This is a genomic window from Brevibacillus brevis (assembly GCF_900637055.1).
GTDB lineage: Bacteria > Bacillota > Bacilli > Brevibacillales > Brevibacillaceae > Brevibacillus > Brevibacillus brevis.
Map to the genome: position 1 here is coordinate 1591582 of NZ_LR134338.1, position 19707 is coordinate 1611288.

At 48.4% G+C, this 19707-nt stretch carries 18 protein-coding genes; 14 read left to right on the forward strand and 4 right to left on the reverse strand.

What is annotated here, in order from left to right; all coding sequences use genetic code 11:
- Position 1 precedes the first annotated feature (1 nt).
- Entirely contained in the window at positions 2-1678 is a 1677-nt protein-coding gene (locus EL268_RS08235) for a peptide ABC transporter substrate-binding protein (protein ID WP_106657495.1), read from the forward strand.
- 38 nt (positions 1679-1716) lie between these two features.
- Here EL268_RS08235 and EL268_RS08240 read toward each other — a convergent pair whose 3' ends face one another.
- Positions 1717-2310: a TetR/AcrR family transcriptional regulator gene (locus EL268_RS08240; RefSeq protein ID WP_047071619.1), complete on the reverse strand. Its 594-nt coding sequence runs from the start codon at positions 2308-2310 to the stop codon at positions 1717-1719.
- Between the two features lie 200 nt (positions 2311-2510).
- Between EL268_RS08240 and EL268_RS08245 the strand changes: the two genes are divergently transcribed.
- The 7 genes from EL268_RS08245 to EL268_RS08275 all read left to right on the forward strand — a co-directional run bounded on the left by EL268_RS08245 (position 2511) and on the right by EL268_RS08275 (position 10840).
- Positions 2511-2984: an N-acetyltransferase gene (locus tag EL268_RS08245; RefSeq protein WP_007722846.1), complete on the forward strand. Its 474-nt coding sequence runs from the start codon at positions 2511-2513 to the stop codon at positions 2982-2984.
- A gap of 122 nt (positions 2985-3106) precedes the next feature.
- Complete coding sequence (locus EL268_RS08250) at positions 3107-5188, forward strand: methyl-accepting chemotaxis protein (RefSeq protein ID WP_106657496.1); 2082 nt, start codon at positions 3107-3109, stop codon at positions 5186-5188.
- 133 nt (positions 5189-5321) lie between these two features.
- On the forward strand, positions 5322-6071 hold the full coding sequence (locus tag EL268_RS08255; RefSeq protein WP_115984444.1) for a GTP pyrophosphokinase: 750 nt from the start codon (positions 5322-5324) through the stop codon (positions 6069-6071).
- The gene (gene pepV, locus EL268_RS08260) at positions 6058-7494 is read left to right on the forward strand and encodes a dipeptidase PepV (RefSeq protein ID WP_106654401.1); all 1437 of its coding nucleotides are present in this window, start codon (positions 6058-6060) and stop codon (positions 7492-7494) included. The genes EL268_RS08255 and pepV overlap by 14 nt, the downstream gene beginning before the upstream one ends.
- Positions 7495-7643: 149 nt before the next feature.
- The gene (locus EL268_RS08265; protein ID WP_106654402.1) at positions 7644-8246 is read left to right on the forward strand and encodes a TetR/AcrR family transcriptional regulator; all 603 of its coding nucleotides are present in this window, start codon (positions 7644-7646) and stop codon (positions 8244-8246) included.
- 75 nt (positions 8247-8321) lie between these two features.
- Complete coding sequence (locus EL268_RS08270) at positions 8322-9623, forward strand: MFS transporter (protein ID WP_106654403.1); 1302 nt, start codon at positions 8322-8324, stop codon at positions 9621-9623.
- 140 nt (positions 9624-9763) lie between these two features.
- Positions 9764-10840, forward strand: coding sequence for a M42 family metallopeptidase (locus EL268_RS08275; RefSeq protein WP_106654404.1), 1077 nt, complete (start codon positions 9764-9766; stop codon positions 10838-10840).
- Positions 10841-10904: 64 nt separating this feature from the next.
- Here EL268_RS08275 and EL268_RS08280 read toward each other — a convergent pair whose 3' ends face one another.
- Both EL268_RS08280 and EL268_RS08285 read right to left on the reverse strand, forming a co-directional pair.
- A complete protein-coding gene (locus tag EL268_RS08280; RefSeq protein ID WP_106654405.1) occupies positions 10905-12014 on the reverse strand; it encodes a DUF4179 domain-containing protein in 1110 nt (369 codons plus the stop codon).
- Complete coding sequence (locus EL268_RS08285) at positions 12001-12534, reverse strand: RNA polymerase sigma factor (protein ID WP_106654406.1); 534 nt, start codon at positions 12532-12534, stop codon at positions 12001-12003. Before EL268_RS08285 ends, EL268_RS08280 begins: the two co-directional genes overlap by 14 nt.
- 318 nt (positions 12535-12852) lie before the next feature.
- Here EL268_RS08285 and EL268_RS08290 point away from each other — a divergent pair, with 318 nt between their 5' ends.
- The 6 genes from EL268_RS08290 (at position 12853) to EL268_RS08315 (ending at position 18132) form a co-directional block, all read left to right on the forward strand.
- Positions 12853-14334, forward strand: coding sequence for a DEAD/DEAH box helicase (locus tag EL268_RS08290; RefSeq protein WP_106654407.1), 1482 nt, complete (start codon positions 12853-12855; stop codon positions 14332-14334).
- Positions 14335-14479: 145 nt separating this feature from the next.
- Entirely contained in the window at positions 14480-15316 is an 837-nt protein-coding gene (locus EL268_RS08295) for a MerR family transcriptional regulator (protein WP_106654612.1), read from the forward strand.
- Entirely contained in the window at positions 15306-16466 is a 1161-nt protein-coding gene (locus EL268_RS08300) for an MFS transporter (protein ID WP_106654408.1), read from the forward strand. The genes EL268_RS08295 and EL268_RS08300 overlap by 11 nt, the downstream gene beginning before the upstream one ends.
- 191 nt (positions 16467-16657) lie before the next feature.
- Entirely contained in the window at positions 16658-17092 is a 435-nt protein-coding gene (locus EL268_RS08305) for an Lrp/AsnC family transcriptional regulator (RefSeq protein ID WP_106654409.1), read from the forward strand.
- Positions 17093-17097: 5 nt separating this feature from the next.
- Positions 17098-17712, forward strand: a complete 615-nt coding sequence (locus EL268_RS08310; protein ID WP_232030329.1) for a LysE family translocator — start codon at positions 17098-17100, stop codon at positions 17710-17712.
- Positions 17713-17886: 174 nt separating this feature from the next.
- Positions 17887-18132 (forward strand): hypothetical protein, encoded by a 246-nt coding sequence (locus tag EL268_RS08315; protein WP_048034168.1) that lies wholly within the window; start codon positions 17887-17889, stop codon positions 18130-18132.
- A 78-nt stretch (positions 18133-18210) separates the two neighbouring features.
- Here EL268_RS08315 and EL268_RS08320 read toward each other — a convergent pair whose 3' ends face one another.
- Complete coding sequence (locus tag EL268_RS08320; RefSeq protein WP_106654410.1) at positions 18211-19623, reverse strand: RsmB/NOP family class I SAM-dependent RNA methyltransferase; 1413 nt, start codon at positions 19621-19623, stop codon at positions 18211-18213.
- Positions 19624-19707 lie beyond the last annotated feature (84 nt).

Below are 19707 nucleotides of genomic sequence, written 5' to 3' on the forward strand. Positions count from 1 at the left end.
CATGAGACGTACCGCAAACCGATGGTGGCAAAAAACAGGAAAAGCTGTTTTCGCAGCAGGCTTGGCTTTAGCGCTTGCTGCATGCGGACAACCACAGGAAGCAGCAAAGCCTGCCACACAACCAAGGACAGAAACTACGCCAGCTAATGCATCTGCGCAACCCGAACAGATACTCAGGCTGAATAACTTTACAGAACCGCTTTCTCTTCATCCCGGACTTATTTCAGATGTTTGGTCATCCAATGTTATTTTTCAGACGTTTGAGGGGCTGACTCGCATTGACGACAAGGGCGTTCCACAGCCCGCCATGGCCCAGGAAATCAAGGCATCAGACGATTTGTTGACGTACACCTTCACGATTCGCGACAATGCGAAGTGGTCGAATGGCGATCCCGTAACTGCGCACGATTTTGAAAACGCCTGGAAATGGGCACTCGATTCCAAAAACGGTTCCCAGTATGCCTATCAGCTGTTTTATGTAAAAAATGCAGAGGCGGCCTTTGCTGGCAAAGCGAAGCCCGAAGAGATCGGGGTAAAGGCAACAGATGACAATACATTGGTCGTCCAATTGGAAAACCCGACGCCGTTTTTTCTGGAGCTGACGGCATTTTACAGCTACTTTCCGCTGAATACCAAAGTGGTGAAAGACAATCCGGACTGGGCGAAGGAAGCAGGACCAGCCTACACCTCGAATGGACCGTTTAAACTCGCTGCGTGGGAGCATAAAACCAAGCTGACGCTTACGAAAAACGAGCATTATTGGGACGCAGACGCTGTCAAGCTGACCAAAATCGAAATGAATATGATCAATGACGCGAATACAGAGCTGTCAATGCTGGAGGGCGGCGATCTCGATTGGGCAGGTGCCCCGACTGGCAATCTTCCGCTCGACGCGATGCCGACCTTGAAGGAAAAAGGATTGCTGGTGATCACGCCAAAAGCCGGGACGTATTGGTATGAATTTAACACAGAGCAAAAGCCTTTCCACAACAAAAAAATTCGCCAAGCCTTTTCATACGCAATCAACCGGAAAGACATTGTGGAGAACATCACGCAGGGAGGAGAATTGGTTGCGACTGCCGTAGTGCCGCCTACGATGTTTGCTGAGAACGAGCAAGGCTTGTTTACAGACAATGACATGGAAAAAGCCAAGCAATTGTTGGCGGAAGGCATGAAGGAAGAAGGGTACGCCAGCGTCGACCAGCTCCCGCCGATTACACTGTCCTATAATACGGAGGAAGCACAGACCAAAATCGCGCAAGCTGTACAGGACATGTGGCAAAAAAACTTGGGTGTGCACGTCAAGCTGGAGAATCAGGAATGGAATGTCTACTATGAAAACGTGAAAAACGGGAAGTACCAAGTAGCGCGGATGGGGTGGACGGGGGATTTCAACGATCCAATCAACTTCCTTGAAATATTCCGAACGAAGGAAGGCAACAACCATACTCGTTGGGAGAATCGTCAATATGCCGATCTATTGGCGGCTTCTGCCAAAGAGAAGGATGCTGCCAAACGAAAAGCGATCTTGCAAGAGGCGGAGAAAATCTTGGTGGACGAAATGCCAGTCATTCCGTTTTACTTTAAGTCTACGGTGTATGCCCAGAACCCCAAGTTGAAAGGCGTAGTCATTTCAGGTCTGGGATACGCGCAGTACAAATGGGCATATTTCGAATAAATCATAAGTAGTCACATTCGAAGGGCTGGTCAGTCGGATTATTCCACGACCAGCCCTTCGAATACGATAGAGACCTTCTCTTCCATGATTTCTTCGAGTGCCCAGGCTCCCTCGCTGCGTACCCAATCATAAAGAGCGTTGTAGTAAATGTTTTCCAGCATATTTGCAGCGACAAGAGGGTTGAATTTGCTTTTCAATTGATTCTTTTCTTGCGCTTCTTCAATCAGGTCAGCGAACAGTTGACGCAATTCAAAGTACATGTTCTTTTCGTTCTCAAGCACTTTCCGATGTTTCATCGAGGATTCTACGACGACTTTAATGAAATCGAAATTGGTGATGGTGACTTCATTCATGATCTTGTAGATCCGCAGCACCTTCGACTTGCAGTCGTTCCCATAATCCCACTCTTCCCGGCGCTCCTCGATTTCATGCAGACGCTCATATCCCCAGTTGGCGAGAATGGCTTCCTTTGAAGTGAAATGCAAAAAGATCGTACCGCGTGCAACATCCGCTTCTTCGGAAATCATGTCGATAGTGGTTGCTTCAAAGCCGTGCGTTTTGAAAAGCTTGATGGCAGCATTGAAGATTTTTTCGCGGGTTTCGCGCTTTTTCCGTTCCCGTCTCGTCGTCAAGTATGTAGCACCTCCTTAAGAACTCGTACGCTTGATTATAACACAATCGTTACCTAACAAAAGAATAGTTCATGCAATTAAGCATAAATTAGGTGAAAAAAGGATAGACTTCTGCGATGCTCGAATGTATATTTATATACTATAATGAATAAATATTAAATCATACCAGGCTCGTTATGCATGGGGTGGAGGAGAGTAAAATGGGTGTTGCAAAGGCTTTGGCAGTACGTCAGGCTACGATGAAAGACGTGGATGCCATGTTGGAGATCGTTAATGAATATGCACAGCAAGGCTTGATGCTGCCACGTACAAAGCTGTCTTTCTTGGAAAACTTGCAATCCTTTATTGTCGCTCATGATGGAGATTCGGTCGTAGGTGTCGCGGGCCTACATATTTTGTGGGAGGACCTGGCGGAGATCCGTTCCTTGGCTATCTCGGAAAAAGCGAAGGGGATGGGCGTTGGGAAACATCTGGTTCTTCATTTGGTTGAGCAATGCCGCCTTTTGGGAATTAAGCGTGTACTGGCGCTGACCTATCAACAAGTGTTTTTTGAAAAGTGCGGATTTTGGGTGGTTGCCAAGGAAACACTGCCGCAAAAAGCTTGGAAGGATTGCATTAACTGCTCCAAGCTGCCGATGTGCGACGAAATTGCTATGATTTTCGAAACAGCCTGATACATTTGGTCTAGCCTTCCTTTTTTCTTTTCTGGTACTATATTCATATAAAAAGTAGAAATATAAACAATATTCTATTAGTATATCAGAAAAAGAGACTGGTAAAAATGGGGGGCTTTTCCATGAAGTTAGGCGCTCGTATACTGCTCGTGCTACTTCTGGCAGGAAGTGTACCGTTGACGGCAGCGGGAGTGTTTGCTTATCAGGAATCCAAGCAGGAATTGTTGAACGGAAGTGCCGCTACACTGGAAGCGCTGCGTCACAGCAACAAAGAACAGGTGGAAAATTACTTTCGCGAGCGAGCCAGGAACGTGGATACGTTGGCTGCATCGGGAACAGTAATGTCTGCCCTTTCTTCGTTTGAGGAAGTGTGGCGGCAAGGCCTGGAATCGCCTGCTTATGAAGAAGTGCAAGCGAGGTATACGAACGAATTGAAGATGGAGGTCGCTCGCTACGGCTTCGTGAATGCCTTTCTGTTGAATGCACAAGGGGACATCGTGTACGAGACAAAGCCGCAGGCCGATTTTGGTACCAACCTCCTGACAGGCCCACACGCTGACTCTGTACTTGGCCAGACTGTGCAGCAAGTCCAGAAAACCCAAAGCGCAGAAATGTCAGATCTAGGCATTTACGAACCATCTGGAGGGGTGCCAGGGGTATACATTGCAGCTCCGATCTACGACCGAGGCTACATCATCGGGCAAATCGCAGTCGAAGTATCCATGGATTATATTTCTAGAATATTCAATCAACGAGAAGGGCTGGGGGAAACCGGGAAGATTTACTTGGTTGGTGGTCCGGACAAGCTCATGCGCTCGCAACTGGGCAGTGGGCCAAATACGTTGTTACAGCAAAAAGTAGATACGCCCATCGTTGATCAAGTGTTGCTCACCCAACAATCCGAAGGTACGGTCGAAAGCATGGATTACTTAGGACAGCAAGTGCTCGTATCCTACGATCAGGTCAAGGTGGGGAAGAAGACATGGGCGATTTTGGCAGAGATGAATATGACCGAAATATTGGAGGGTCCAACCCGCATTCGGGATGCCATGATTGCCTTTAATGGTGCCGTCCTCTTGCTCATCGTCATCATCTCTTTATTTACAGCAAACTGGCTTCGCCGCTCGTTTCGCGGCATGCTTGCTGTCGCAGAGCGGATTGGGCATGGGGATTTTTCGCGTGAGATTCCTGACAAGCTATTAAAACGAAAAGATGAATTAGGGGAGCTGGCAGGGTCTCTCGTCACGATGCAGAAGCAACTGCGCAAAATCTTGTTTCAGATTCAGCAGGCAGCCGCTTCCGTTTCCGGGGCGGTGCGAAATATTCAGGGAAACACGAATGAGATTGCTGCTTCCAGCCAGCAAATTGTCCTCGTCGTCGATCAAGTGGCTGCCTCTGCTGACAGCCAGGTGGAAAAAATGGGACAAACCTTGAATCTGGCTGTTGATTTGACGAAGGATGTGGCGGTGGTAACGGAAAATGTAGAGCGTGTGACCGTATCTGCGGAAGAAATGAAACAGCACGCACACGCTGGGAGACGCGCGATCGCAGATGTAATGGACAGCATGGACGAAATCAATCGTTCGGTTGAAGCTGCAACGGATGTCATTCATGTATTGGAAGGGCGATCGAAGGACATTTCGAGAATTATCTCTGTTATTACAGAGATTGCCCGACAGACCAATCTGCTAGCCTTGAATGCTGCGATCGAAGCGGCCAGAGCAGGAGAGCATGGCAAGGGGTTTGCCGTCGTCGCAGGAGAAGTGCGCAAGCTGGCAGAGGATACCAACAGTGCTGCCCAGCAGATCGTAGGCATGATTGGAGACGTACAAAAGGATACGAAGGAAGCAGTCGCCAGAATGGTCGAGGGTGCCCAAACAACCGCCCGTGGCATGAAGACAGCAAACCAATCGCAAGAGATGTTTCAGCACATCGAGGAAAACATTCTCGGAGTGTCGCAAGAAATTAACGGTGTCAGTGAAGCCTTCAAGCGAATGGCGCCAGATGCCCAACAGGTAGCCGTTGTCGCTGGGGAAGTATCGTCCGCATCGATGCAAGCAGCTGCTGGTGTCCAAAGCATCTCGGCAGCGGTAGAGGAGCAGAGTGCAGCGATGGAGCTCATCGCAGATGCTGCAAATCAGCTAGCTATTCTAGCAGAAGAGCTGAGAAGCTCACTTGCAACCTTTGTTTCGCGCGAAAATTAAGAAAAAAGGGACGGAGCAAAAGCCGGCTACATCTGCCTTTTCTCCCGTCTCTTTTTGTATTTTGGAAGGATATCTCACACAAAATGTTGAATGATAAGGACGATGGAGAGTTTCAGGCCGGAGGGACGTAAGCGTGCACAAACTAGATTGGGAACTATATCTGCTACCGTTCGAACAAGCTGTAGAAGAAATCAAAGTAAAAATTAAAAATATCCGTAACGAACTGCGCAAACGCAAGGAGCATTCACCGATTGAGTTTGCGGTGGGCAGGGTCAAATCGATCCCGAGTATTTACAACAAGGCAAACCGCTTGCAGTTTCCGATTGATGAGAATATCTGCTGGGAAATTCGCGATATCGCGGGCATCCGCGTCATCGCGGGCATCCGCGTCATTTGCCAGTTTATTGATGATATACCGGCAGTCGTAGAGATGATCCGCAACCGCGGAGATATGCGTGTGTATTTGGAAAAGGATTATGTCTCTACCCCAAAAGAAAGCGGATATCGGGGCTATCACCTTGCCGTAGAGTATCCGATCATGATGGCGGGTGGGCAAGTGACTATTCCGGTAGAAATTCAGATTCGCACATTGGGAATGAATTTTTGGGCGACGATTGAGCACTCGCTGAATTATAAATACGAGGGAATTATCCCATCCAATATAAGGCAAAGATTGTTCGAGGTTGCCAAGGCATCCTACAAGCTGGATAGCGAAATGAACAATATCCGGGACGAAATTAAAGACGCCCAAGCAGAATTTACGAAAAAAGAAGTGCCGATGGAGTCATTATTATCGTTGGTTGAGCTGGATCTGGACGTCGATGCGGCAATGGACGAAGGCAGTATGAATGAGAGGACTGAAGAAGAGAATGACAAGCGTTAATTGGCTGGAGGAAACAAATAAACGCAAGGAAGAACTGATTGCGACGACGCAACAATTTTTGCAGATTAAAAGCGTATTGGACCCCGAGTCAGTACGGGAAGGGGCCCCTTTCGGAGAAGGGATTCGGCAAGCGCTTGACTTTGCGCTAGGCGTGTGTGAAAAAGCAGGCATGACAACCAAAGACGTCCGCGGCTATGCAGGGCACGCTGAATTCGGGCAGGGCGAGGAATTGATCGGCATTCTGAGCCATGTCGATGTCGTACCGGAAGGCGATGGCTGGAGTACGCCACCGTATGCAGCCGAGATCGTGGATGGGCGCATCGTGGCCCGTGGAGCGATTGATGACAAGGGACCGACGATGGCGGCCATTTTCGCAGCGAAGATCGTGATGGAGCTTGGATTGCCGCTGTCGAAGCGCGTGCGCTTTATTTTCGGTACGGATGAAGAATCGAGCTGGCAGTGTGTGAACACGTATTTTGAAACGGAAGAAATGCCGACGATGGGCTTTACCCCAGATGCAGACTTCCCGCTGATCTATGCAGAAAAAGGCTTGACCGATCTGTCGTTGCGCCAGACGCTTGCATCCTTCCAAAGTCTCGGAATACCTGCTGCGGAAAATATGGAGGCAAAGCTCGTTTCCTTACAGGCTGGCTTGCGGATGAACATGGTTCCAGACAAAGCAGTAGCAACGCTTGCGCCAATCGGCTTGAATAGTGAGGCAATTGCACAAAGTTATCGCCAGCACTTGGACGAGACTGGCTTGAAAGGCAAAGTGGAGGAGCAGGACGGTCTTGTAGTGCTGCATATGGAGGGCGTCTCGGTTCACGGAATGGACCCGAGCAAAGGCGTCAACGCGGGCACCGAGCTCATTCACTTTTTGCACACCTTGTCCTTGGATGAACGCGGAGCTGTATTTGTAAATTTGGCTGATCGTTATTTACACAAGCAGCATTATGGTGAAGCGCTTGGCATCGCGCATGATGATGCAGAAATGGGTGCGCTCACCCTGAACACAGGTGTGATCGAGTACAACGAAAAGCAGGATGCGCTTTTCCGTCTGAATATCCGTTACCCACATTCTGTTGCCTTCGAAAAATGGTCGGCCGTTCTTGCTGAACGCTTCAGTGGAGGGGCATTTACGCTCGAAGTGGCTGAGCATCTGACACCCCATCGCGTTGATCCGAATCATCCATTAGTAACGACGCTGCAACGCGTGTATACGGAACAAACGGGCGAGGAAGCTGGCATTATTGCAATTGGTGGCGCTACCTACGGCCGTTCATTGGATGTTGGGGTAGCATTCGGACCGCTTTTCCCAGGGCGTCCTGACAGTGCTCACCAGCGGGATGAATATATTTTCGTGGATGATCTGATCAAAGCGACAGCGATTTACGCGCAAGCGATCTATGAATTAGCGAAGTAGAACATAGCAACGGCTGGACATAAGCGCCAGCCGTTTTTATTTTTTCTGAATCAGGCGAGACAAAAAACTTTGCAAATGCTGGAAGTCAATACTATAATGCAAGTAACGATTGATCGATTAATCATTCATTGGCAAGGAGCCTGTAGAGCATGCCACTTTCGGAAGAACAAGTGCTAAAAATGAAGCAAAAGCGGGAAACGATTCTCCAGCAGGCAATTCTCCTGTTTGCCGAGCACGGTTATAACGATACTACCATTGCAAAAGTCGCGAAGGCATCAGGAGTGAGCTTTGGCAGTGTTTTCACGTACTTTGAAAACAAGGATCAGCTCTTTCATGCAGCGGTCACGGAGCCATTGCAAGAGCATTCCGTTAAACTGCTTGATTTTGATCCCAAAGCATCTGAGCCATTATTGGAATTAGAGAGAATGGTGACCAATCACATCAAGGTCTTCGCCGCGTTCGATTCGTACTTGCGACTGGTCGTACAAGTAGTCGGCTACTACAATCGTTTTGCCCATTCTTTTGCTGAGCTAGATGCGTTTCACAACACCTTTCGTACGAAAATTGCCGAGCTTTTGATCAATGGACAAGAGAAAGGACTCTTGCATGTCCAAGATCCCAAATACGTGGCGACAGCATATATGAGCCTGTTAATTGGTCTGCGTGTGAATTTGACCGATGAACCACAAAGCAACATGTGGGAAAAATTCGTTCCGTTTGCCATGCAGCTTTTTGGACCGAAGAATCGCTAGCATTCTCCCTCGGTCTCTTTTTTGGAGTACAAATGATTGATTAATCAATCGTTATAAGAGATAGGAGTGGTCACCATGCGTTTTTGGAAGTTCGACAGCAACATCCGGATCAGACTGATGTTACAATTTTTGACGACGATGGCGAGCATGACTGTGACCCCGTACTTGATTGTTTTTTTCTCCAAGCAATTGGGGACGGTTGTAACGGGCTTTATGTTTTTAGGGGTGATGGCAGCGAGTGTCGCAGGCTCTTTTGCAGGGGGATATGTGGCGGATAGGATCGGGCGAAAAAAAGTCATCGTTGTATGTGAGGCGGTCATCTTCCTCAGTTTTCTTGGTGTTGCCTTCGTCAACTCGCCCTGGCTCCAGCTGCCCTATATCACTTTTATCGTGTTTTTGTTCAATAACTTTAGTATGGGGGCGTCGGGTCCTGCTTACCAAGCACTCATTATTGATGTAAGTCATCCCGAGAACAGGCGAGCGATTTTTACTGCATCCTATTGGTTGAATAATCTGGCGGTAGCGATAGGCGGATTGGTGGGTGCTTTTTTGTTCGACGAGCATTACTTTGTCCTATTTCTCGGTGTGGCTGCAAGCATCGCGATCTCGCTCGCGATTACGATCCTGTTTATCAAAGAAACGTATGTGCCAGAAAATCTTCCGCGTTCGGCGTCTCGCAAACAAAGACAAAAAGATTCGAGTTTTATGGCAGATGTCATGGGAGCTTATAAAGAAGTGCTCAAGCATCGGATTTTCCTGCTGTTTACCATAGCGAATCTGCTCATCATAGCTGTAGAGGAGCAATTGACCAATGTCATCGGCCTTCGTTTAGTGAAAGAAATCCCAGAGCCTGAGCAGTTGTTTTCGTTTCTTGCCATTCAGGTGGATGGGATGAACTTGTTAGGCCTATTAAAAACAGAAAATACGTTGCTGGTTGTTTGCTTGACTGTTTTGGTCTCCTACGTGGTGAAGAGCTGCAGAGATAGGGCGGTGCTCCTGTCAGGCTTGGTCCTGTACTTTTGCGGGTATGCATGGATTAGCTTCAGCAACTCTCCCGCTGTCTTGCTCATTGCCATGTTCTTTGCGACCCTGGGTGAAGTGATACATATTCCGGTAAAACAAGCGTTACTCGCCAATATGGTGCCGGATCACGCGCGGAGCACGTATATGGCTGTTCATTCTCTGTTTGGCATTGTGGGGGTCAGCAGTGCAGGTGTGTTTATTCTTGTCAGCGCGTGGGTTCCCAACATTGCGATCACCGGAATGTTTGTAGGGATGGGACTGATTTGCCTCGTGCTATTTCATCGGATCACGAAAAAAGTTGGGCTAGAACAAGAAACCGCTGCGAAGGCAACCCACTCAAATGTGACAGCATGAGGACGTACTCAAGCGCATTCGGGGCATTGGTTGGGGAAACAATAACAAATAGGGTCTAGGCAATTTGGAAATAAAAGGATTATGTAAGCGATTTCTCGAAATCATAATGGAATATGTCAGTATCGAAAAGGAGATAAAAGATGGACGATCTCACGAAATTGATCAAGGATTTGACGGAAGCGGACGGAGTACCTGGGCACGAACGCGAAGTCAGGGTGAAGATGGAGGAGTACTTACAGCCTCTCAGTGACGAGTTGGTAAAGGATCGGCTGGGTGGGGTACTCGGGAAGAAGACGGGTGCTGAAAACGGTCCGAAAATTTTGCTCGCGGGACATTTGGATGAAGTGGGTTTCATGGTGACGCATATCACGCCAAAAGGGTACTTGCGTTTTATCCAGCTTGGCGGATGGTGGACGCACAATATCCTCTCACAGCGTGTGAAGGTCAAGACACGCAAAGGGGAGTATCTGGGGCTCATTGGTTCGAAGGCACCACACGCACTGGAAAAAGAAGAGCGGGAAAAAGTCATGAAGCTCAAGGATTTGTACATTGACATCGGGGCGAAAGATGAAGCAGATGCGAAGGAAATGGGTGTTCGCCCTGGTGATTGGATTGTCCCTGACAGTGATTTTGCGACGATGCGCGACGGAGAGCTGTGGGTTGCAAAAGCGCTCGATAATCGAGCGGGGTGTGCACTGGCAATCGAGGTGCTGAAACGATTGCAGACGGAAGAGCATCCGAATGTGGTATACGCCGGTGCAACCGTGCAGGAAGAAGTCGGGACTCGGGGTGCTGGCACAGTAGCGAATTTGGTTGAACCAGATATTGCTTTTGCTGTTGATGTTGGACTCGCATATGACACACCTGGAAATGAATCGTACCCGATGACCTGCAATGTGGGGGACGGTCCGCTCGTCATGTTATTTGATGCCACGATGATTCCGCATACCGGATTGCGCGATCTCGTATTCGACACAGCAGAGGAGCTCGACATCAATATCCAGGTGGATGCACTCGCAGGAGGCGGGACAGACGCAGCGAAATTCCATACAAGCGGCATTGGCTGCCCGTCAATTGTCGTCGGCTTTGCGACACGGTATATCCACAGCCATAATGCGATTATGTCCAAAAGCGATTTCGAGCAGGCTGCCCAGCTGCTGACAGCTGTCATCAAGAAGCTCGATAAGGAAACGGTACAACAATTGATCGACAGATAAGGAAAGGAAAGCAAAAGCCTCCCCATGCAAGATGTGATTGCATTGGGGAGGCTTTTTCGTTTTGTTACTTGTTCTGCTCGGGGAGGTCTACCTTTATTTCCAGACCCTTAATAAACTGATCGTCTGCGACTGTTTCAGTGGAATGATCTTTTACGACAAAAGGCTTGATGATGAAATACTTCGGCTGTCCTTGTGCAGAAGCATAGCGAGCGTCAAATGTGAGAGTGTTATCCTTAAGCTCTCCTTCTCCGTGGAGGGACGTCAGTTGACGACCTTGGTCGTCAAACAGGGCAGCTCTGATGAACTTATTTGATGTCTTGTCATCCAGTTTGAGCGAATACAACAAGCGCGTCGTCACTGGCGTCACATTGACCTCGGATACTTCGAAAGAAATCCCATCGATTGATTGAACAACATTCGGTTTAAGTTGGATGGTGTCGTTCGTTGTTTTTTGGAAGGGAATGTCCAGCTTGAAGGCTTGATCAATTCCAGCAAGCTTAACAACCACTTCCGCATGGAAAGAATCTGGAATCTTGCTCGTTGAATTGTGGTCAGGTGTCTTCAAAATTTCTTCGAAGACAAGCAAGTTTGGGTGCGATTCGCCAGCTGAGGAGAAAAAACCACCGCCTGCTACCAAACTACTTGGGTCATCTTGACCTTTTCCATCGATGGTAAAAGTGACATTTTCGATAGCGTCACTAAGTTTGATAACCTCTTTTCCCGTATCAAATATGCCGTCTTTCAGGTTTGGAGCCGTTACACTGAGTAGGTAGACAGCGCGTGTTCCGTCGAAGACCGTCTCCGTTACCTCGAGCTTCATGTCCTGATGAGAAATACTCCTGTTCACCTTGGAAGAAAGACCTTGTTCGCCTGCAGCTCGTAAGCCGAGGTCCGCTTCGATCAAGGTAAAGAGACTCCCAACGAATGGAATCTGCTTAATGGACTGGGCCATGACCGGCGAGATAAATCCGGAGGTGAAAACAGTTGCACCTAGAATGACTGCGGCGGCCGCTACATAGGGTGCTTTACGTAATCGTCGAACTTTTCGTTCGCGAGACATTTCTGGGAGAGAGGCGTATGTTTCATCCAGTCGAGCCCGCACCAATGGTGACATCGTCGTATCCTTTGTACGATTGTACTCTTTTAGTTCTAAATCGAATTTAGATTGATCCATAATGTATCTTCCCTTCCCGAAATGTGTTTAATTTCTCCATCAAATTGTTCCGTGCCCGACTGAGCCGCATTTTTGCGGCACTCTCCGAAATGTCCAGTATCTCTGCTACTTGTCTTAAAGGCATGTCTTCAAAATAATGAAGCACAATAACAAGGCGCTGCTGCTCATCCAATCTCTCAACGGCGTCCCGCAGGTCAATATGTTCGTCGTTAGCTGAGAGTGACAATTGGACAGGGAAATCATCCATTGGAATGTTACGGGAGCGATTGGCTAACATCTTATTGCATTCATTGATCAAAATTCGGAACATCCATGTTTTGAAAAATTGGGGCTCACGAAGCGAATGCAGAGATTTATAAGCTTTCAAAATGGTTTCCTGGAGAGCGTCCGCTATATCTTCCTCCTTTTTCAGGATGGATTTAGCCGTATGGTACAAGGAGCTCTCAACGTGTTTGACAACAGTGATAAAAGCTTCGCGATCTCCTTGCTTTGCCAGGAGAACCTGTTCTCTTAGTTCCACCTTTTTCACTCCTTTCTGTGTTGGTTTTTCACATTGACAGTAATTAGATCAGCGAAATCGATACATGGTCACATCATGTAAGCAAAAATTTCAGCTTGGCTTGCTTCGTCGTCGCGAATCACGAAGAAAAATACCCGGAGTTGAACGGTTTAGTTGTTTTTTCGAGAGTACTCCTTTAGTATAGGTAGGATAGGATTTCGCAAGGGCAACAACCTGCCTGGGATGAATTTTGATTGATGAGAGCCGGTTTTATCGCATCCACTGTCCATGCAGTCATGGTGTGGCGAATCGGATCGCTTGTGAAAGGAAGTGGAAGTTATGGCAAAATCGTTTGCGTCTTTTGGTTTTCGTCCGGAGTTGATGCAAGGGATTCAAGACCTGTATTATAAAGAACCGACACAAATTCAAGAGGAAGCCATTCCTCTCATTATGGAAGGCAAAGATCTGATCGGACAAGCTCAGACCGGTACGGGAAAAACAGCTGCCTTCATGCTGCCGATCCTCAACGCTTTGGAAGAAGGAAAACGCGACATTCAAGCGCTCATCCTTACCCCGACACGTGAGCTTTCCATTCAGATTGCAAAAGAAGTAGAAAAACTGGGCAAACACCTGAATGTGAATGTACTCTCCCTGCACGGTGGAACGGATATCGACAAGCAGCTGAGCAAGCTAAAAGAAACGGTTCATATAGTTGTAGGTACACCAGGACGCGTGTTGGATCATATGAAGCGCGGCTCGCTCCATTTCGGACGCATTTCCACGCTCGTGCTGGATGAAGCAGATAAAATGATGGAAATGGGCTTCCTGGAGGACGTGGAACAAGTAATCGTCCACACGCCTTCTCAACGTCAGGTGCTGCTGTTCTCGGCAACGATGCCTGATCTGGTGAAAAAACTCGCGCACCGTTTCATGAAGCAGCCTCCTCATATCAAAATTGAAGGCAAGCAGAAAACGGTTGAGCGTATTGAACAATTTTACTATGTAGTGAACCAGAGCGATAAAACGGACGCACTGGTCGATGTGCTGGAGCAAGAGCAGCCGTACTTGACCATCGTGTTTGCGAATACGCAAGTACGTGTGCAACAGCTTACTGCTCGTTTGCAGGAAAATGGCCTGTCGGCGAAAGCCCTGTACGGCGATTTGTCCCAAAACAAGCGGGAACAGCTGATGAAGCAATTCCGCGAGATCCGCTTCCAATACTTGATTGCCACAGATATCGCGGCGCGCGGACTCGACGTAGAAGGAGTAACGCATGTCATCAACTACGATTTGCCGAATGACGTGGACAGCTACATCCACCGCGTTGGACGTACGGGACGTGCGGGACAAAAAGGGAAAGCGATCTCCCTCATTTCTCCGCGTCAGAAAAACCTGTTGGCTCGTTTTGCCAAAACCACGAAGGCTTCTATCGAAGAAAGAATTTTGCAGGCAGGACGCCATCTGGATGCTGGACGCCGTCAGCGCGCAGAAGAACGGGAAGCTCATTTCATCGAGCTGCGTGCGCAACAGGCGAAGGAGCAGCTAAAGGAAAAAGATAAAGAGTTCGCCCCTGTACGTGAAGCCTTGAAGAAAAAGACGAAGGTAAAGCCAGGCTACAAAAAGAAGATGGCGCGTGAGCTAGGTGAACTGCAAACGCAGTACGAGAAAAACCGCAAGAAGGCTGAAGCAATTGCGGCACGCAAAGCGGGTAAGTCTGCGAAGCCAGCCGATGCCAAAAAAGCAGGAAAAGGTGGAGCCGCTCGTTCTGCCAAGGGTGGAAGACCGTTTAATCAATCTGCCGGGAAATCAAGAGGAAGATAAGAAATGAAGAGGCTGCCCAGATTCGAAAAGGATCTGGGCGTTTTTTTTGTAGAAACGCCTTTGGTGTATGAAAGGAAGTTCTTGACTTTATACCCAACTAGAAGGTTTATACTCAGATCGAAGTAATGGGAGAGAAGGTGTGGAATTGTTCAAAATCAGCGAGTTTTCCCGACTGAGTAGAATACCGTTGCAGACGTTGCGCTATTATGATCAGATTGGGATTCTAAAACCAGCAAAAATCGATGATACGACCGGGTACCGATATTACTGTGCCGAACAGCTTTTGCAGATCAATCGAATTGTCATCTTCAAAGAATTAGGGTTCTCATTGCAGCAGATTGCGCAATTGCTTCACGAGAATATACCAGCCGAACAAATTCGGGGCATGCTGAGACTCAAAGAAAATGAAATCCAATCCCTGCTGGAGATGGAAATGTCAAAGCTTGCCCGTATTAAGGAACGGGTGCAGCTTGTTGAACGGGAGGGAAGGATCGAGAAGGAGCATGAGGTCGTTTTGAAGCAGGTAGATGGCATGCACTTGATTTCCTATTCAGCACTGGGTGCTGCTGAAGATATTCCTTGCCTGTTTCAACTATTCGACAGTTTGCTTGATGCCAGCCTGAAATCATCCTTGACTGGCCCCAAAACAGTGCTATGGAAGGAAACCGGAACGAAGGACCAGCTTTTCGAATTTGGGGTGGGCTACGCCATGAAAACAGAATCTGTCAAACTGCCTGAGCAAATGGAACAAAGCTTCTTGCCTGCCGAGACAATGGCTACGCTACTATTCCGTTCGGATTCGACCTTTAAAGAATCAGCTTGCCTTGACCTGGCTACGTGGATTGAACAGCATGGTTACTGTATTCGAAGCGAGCAGCCCGGCAGAGAAATCTATGTTCCCTTATCAGAAGAACCTGGGGTTGAGCTCATAGAAATCCAGATTCCAATTGAAGCAAGGGGGCAAAGTGAGCGTGGGAAATAAATGGGTTGTCTATATTCTCGCTTTGGCCGTTTTCCTGATTGGGACGGTGGAGTATCTGATAAGCGGCATCATTCAAATGGTGGCAGCTGATCTGGGTGTCACGACGTCGTCTGCCGGATTGCTTGTCACTGCATTTGCCCTTTCTGCGGCAGTAGGGGCTCCCATTGTCATCGCTGCTACGATCCATCTTGACCGAAAAAAATTATTGCTCATGATGCTTGGCATTTTTATTTTGAGCAACTGGCTGGTCTATGTGAGTCCTTCATTTGAGATGATGCTGGTCACACGCATGATCCAAGGACTCAGTGGAGGAGTTGCTACTGTTGTTGCGATGGCGGTATCTACACGGCTTGTTGAAGAAGGCAATCGTGGGCGAGCAATCGGCATCATTTTGATGGGATTGAGCAGCTCGCTTGTACTTGGCCTCCCGGTTGGCACTTTTTTAAGTGAAGCGATTGGCTGGAGGCTGCTGTTTATTTTTATTGGACTGCTGAGCTTGGTTCCGCTGTTTGTCATTTATAAAAAAGTCCGGCCTATAAAAGCGCAGGAGGCTGTAACACCGCGGGCACAGTTGGCTGTCATAAAAAATAAAAAGATTCTGGCAGCGGTTGTTATCACGCTGTTGTACATCGGCGCTTATTCCACATTGTTTACCTATATTGCGCCTTTCCTGCTAACCCAGGCAGAGCTTTCGGCATCCGAGATTTCCGGGATTCTGTTTCTTGCAGGCATTTGCAGTTTTATGGGGTCAAAAATTGGGGGAGTTATCGCAGATCGCAAGGGGCCGAAATTTACGATTTATGTTGGCCTCTCCCTTCAGGCAAGTATGCTGCTTTTGCTTTCGGTCATGGATGGAGTGATAACTGCCCATATCGTGATCATCATGCTATGGATGCTCGCCACATGGGCAACGTCTCCGGCCCAACAGCTATATCTGGTTACCCAGGTGCCCCGTTCGCCGGATATCGCGCTTAGCATCAATACATCCTTTATTCAATTTGGCTTCGCTTTGGGATCATGGGTTGGGGGACTGGTGATCAGCAACTCCTCTGTGGAGCATCTAGGCTGGTACGGATTTGTTATTGCGTTGCTGTCACTGTTGCTCGCGATCCGTTTGTTTACTCTAAAGAAGGAGCAGCTATCAGCGTAGAAAGATGGCGTATGATGCCTTCCCGTCTCTCTCGGCAGCATTATTTTAGGAAAACGCCCCAAGATCATTCGCGCTACAGAAAAAACAAAGGTTAATCTGCATTGTTTCTTTAAAAATTACCGTAATGGTGTCAAATTCCTTTTTATTCTAAAGAAATTGGTATAATTATGATAAAAAGGAGGGGCACCACTATGGATCGGATTGACGAACAAATCCTCCGCTTATTGCGGGAAAATGCCCGAATCACCAGCTCAGACATCAGCAAGCAGGTTCATTTGTCCGTGCCTGCGGTCTCCGAACGAATACGCAAGCTGGAGGATACAGGACTCATCAAACAGTTCACGGTGAAGCTGGATCGGGAACAGCTAGGGCTTCACCTGATTGCCTTTGTGATGGTGCAAATCGAGAAAACGGAGCATATCGCTGGCTTCCGTGAAACGGTCATGCAGGCAGACTGTGTGCTGGAATGCCATCATATTGCGGGAGCTTACGATTATGTCCTGAAGGTTGCCGTAAAAGGGACGGCCGATCTGGAACGATTCATCTCGGAAACTTTGAAGCAAGTAGAAGGTGTAAGCAAGACGAATACGATGATCGTCCTGTCTTCCATGAAAGAGGAGATGTGAACCTGATGGCGATCTGGAACGGTCTATTATTCGGGATGATGCTTCAGCTATCCGTTGGTCCGGTTTGTCTGGCAGTGTTGCATCGCTCGATGACTCGGCGATTGGGAGAGGCACTCATGATGGTACTGGGAGTTGCACTCGCAGATGCGGTTTATATGGTGGGGGCGATCGGGGGACTATCGCTGCTGTTGCAAATCCAATGGGTCAAACAGATGGTTTTGATAATGGGAGCCCTGATTCTGACTTGGTTTGGGATTCAAACTTTGCGTGCCATAAAGGGCAGAGGAGAACATAAACAAGCACCAGTCCAGCATGCTCCATCGGGTCGAAACAACTTTTGGCAAGGCGTGCTTCTGACGCTCGCGAATCCTCTGACCGTTCTGTTTTGGGCGGGTGTATTTGGCTCACTATTGGCATCTGGCAGTCTTATTCAATCAACGGAGTTGTTCTTGTTTGCTACAGGCTGTCTGTTATCGACTTTATTGTTCCTGGGGCTGGTAGCTTTGTTGGCATCATATTTGGCTCGATTTTTTCGCCCAGGATGGCTCAACGTTTTTCATGGGCTCAGTGGTGTCTTTCTGATTGGGTTTGCGATTGTCCTTTTGCAAAAAGCTGTCTGATGCCGTCATACTGGCATTTTAAAGGAGTTTGGATTGACTGCATCGAATTTTAATAGAATACAAGAATTGCGATAGAAATTAGTGTTTTCCTCCCGTTTGATTTGGGTAATAGATAGGAAGATAGAACCCTTTCTTGTGAAAGTACCTTAGTACAGGGTGTGAGGAGAACCAGTGATGACAACGGATACGTGCTTGAAATGCGGCAGTCCGATGGGCCGGGGAGAGTACAGTTGCCAGGTTTGCGGAGAAAACGAAATACAAGACTACCAGATGATTCGCAATTACGTGAGAACTTATCCGAATTCGAATGCGATGCAAATTGCCAATGCAACAGGGATATCTGTTTCAAAAATATTGCGTTATATAAGAAATGGCTCTTTGACCGTAGTAGACAATCCGTCCCGCAGAGGGCGATCATGAGAAAAAAGAGAAAAGCCCACAAGCAGTCACGAATGCATTTCGTGTAGCTTTGTGAGCTTTTTTTATTTTTGATGCATTTTACAACCAGCGTAGACCTTTTGGATAATGATTTTTGAGTTGCCCCTCTGATTGCTTGCCCCAACCGATGGAGAATCCACCTACAGTAACCAGCGTCCAGCCGCTGTCACCATCACGCGTGAGCGCTTCTCCCTTTAAGTACCGCAACATTTCAGGATCGTCTGCGCTATACGAAGCGACACGGGCTGCCTCCGCACGAGAGAGGGCGAGTGCCAAGGCGTGTGCAGGTTCAAATCTGTTCTTTTTTACGGTTCCTAGGTGCAGACCGACGCGCGCGACCTTGAGCTTGTCCCAATCGAGCTCGGGAGCAGGTGAGTAGTAGAGCTGCTCGCCGAACAAAAGAAAAGCTGATTCATCATCGAATGGTTTGGAGAGCGCCGGGAGTGCTTCGTCCGCGAACGTACGCCACGCTGCCAGGGCTTCTTTTCGACCTGCCGGAGCCGATTTTGCCACACGCTTTTCTTTACGCTTCCCGGAAGGTTCATGAACTTCAGCGTTCTCACTCTTTTGCAGCTTGGCGAGGTAATGACCTTCTCCCTGTAGACGATGCGGCCACAATCTGGCTGTCTGGGTGAGCTGCTCGTTTTGCGGAGAGGCCCACGCGGGTTGGCCAGCAGAAAAGCAATCTGCATGTGGCAGCGAGACGATCTCAAATTCCGGGTGACTATCCAGAAAGTTAACCAGTGATTGCTCATTTTCCAACGGAGCAAATGTGCAGGTGGAGTAGACCAGCGTCCCGCCTGGCTTCAGCATAGCAGCTGCCGCTTCGAGAATATCGCCTTGCATGACATGGCACTCGGTTACTTTTGCAGGGCTCCAGTCTTCGATTGCTTCGGGTAGCTTGCGGAACATCCCTTCGCCAGAGCATGGAGCGTCTACTAAAATTCGGTCAAAAAACTGGGGGAATCGCTCCTGTAGGCGTTCAGGAGTTTCGTTGGTCACGACGGCATTGGTCACGCCGCAGCGCTCCAGATTTTCTGACAAGGCTTTTGCCCGAACAGGATGGATTTCGTTTGCCACAAGCATTCCTTGTCCACGCAAAAACGCTGCAAGCTGCGTCGATTTCCCCCCTGGCGCTGCACACAGGTCGAGGATGCGCTCACCAGGTTGTGCGCCGAGTGCTTCGGCAGCGGACATCGCGCTTGGCTCCTGCAAGTAGTACATGCCAGCGGAGTGAAAAGGATGCTTGCCGGGACGATCCGGCTCTTTGTAGCGAAAACCATTTTCACACCAAGGGACTGCTTCCAGAGCAAACGGCGAGATTTTCAAAAAATCGTCACGACCCACCTTCAACGGATTGACCCGCAAGCCGTGTGTCACAGGCTGATCATACGAGGAAACGAATGCCTCATAATCGTGTCCGAGCAAGGTTTTCATGCGCTCGGTAAATGGTGTTGGTAAATTTTTTGTCATAACAGCCTCCGATGTCAGATTTTGGCCCCATGTGAAAGGAAAAGATAGAATCATGGCGAATCATAGAGAATGAGGTGAGAGCAT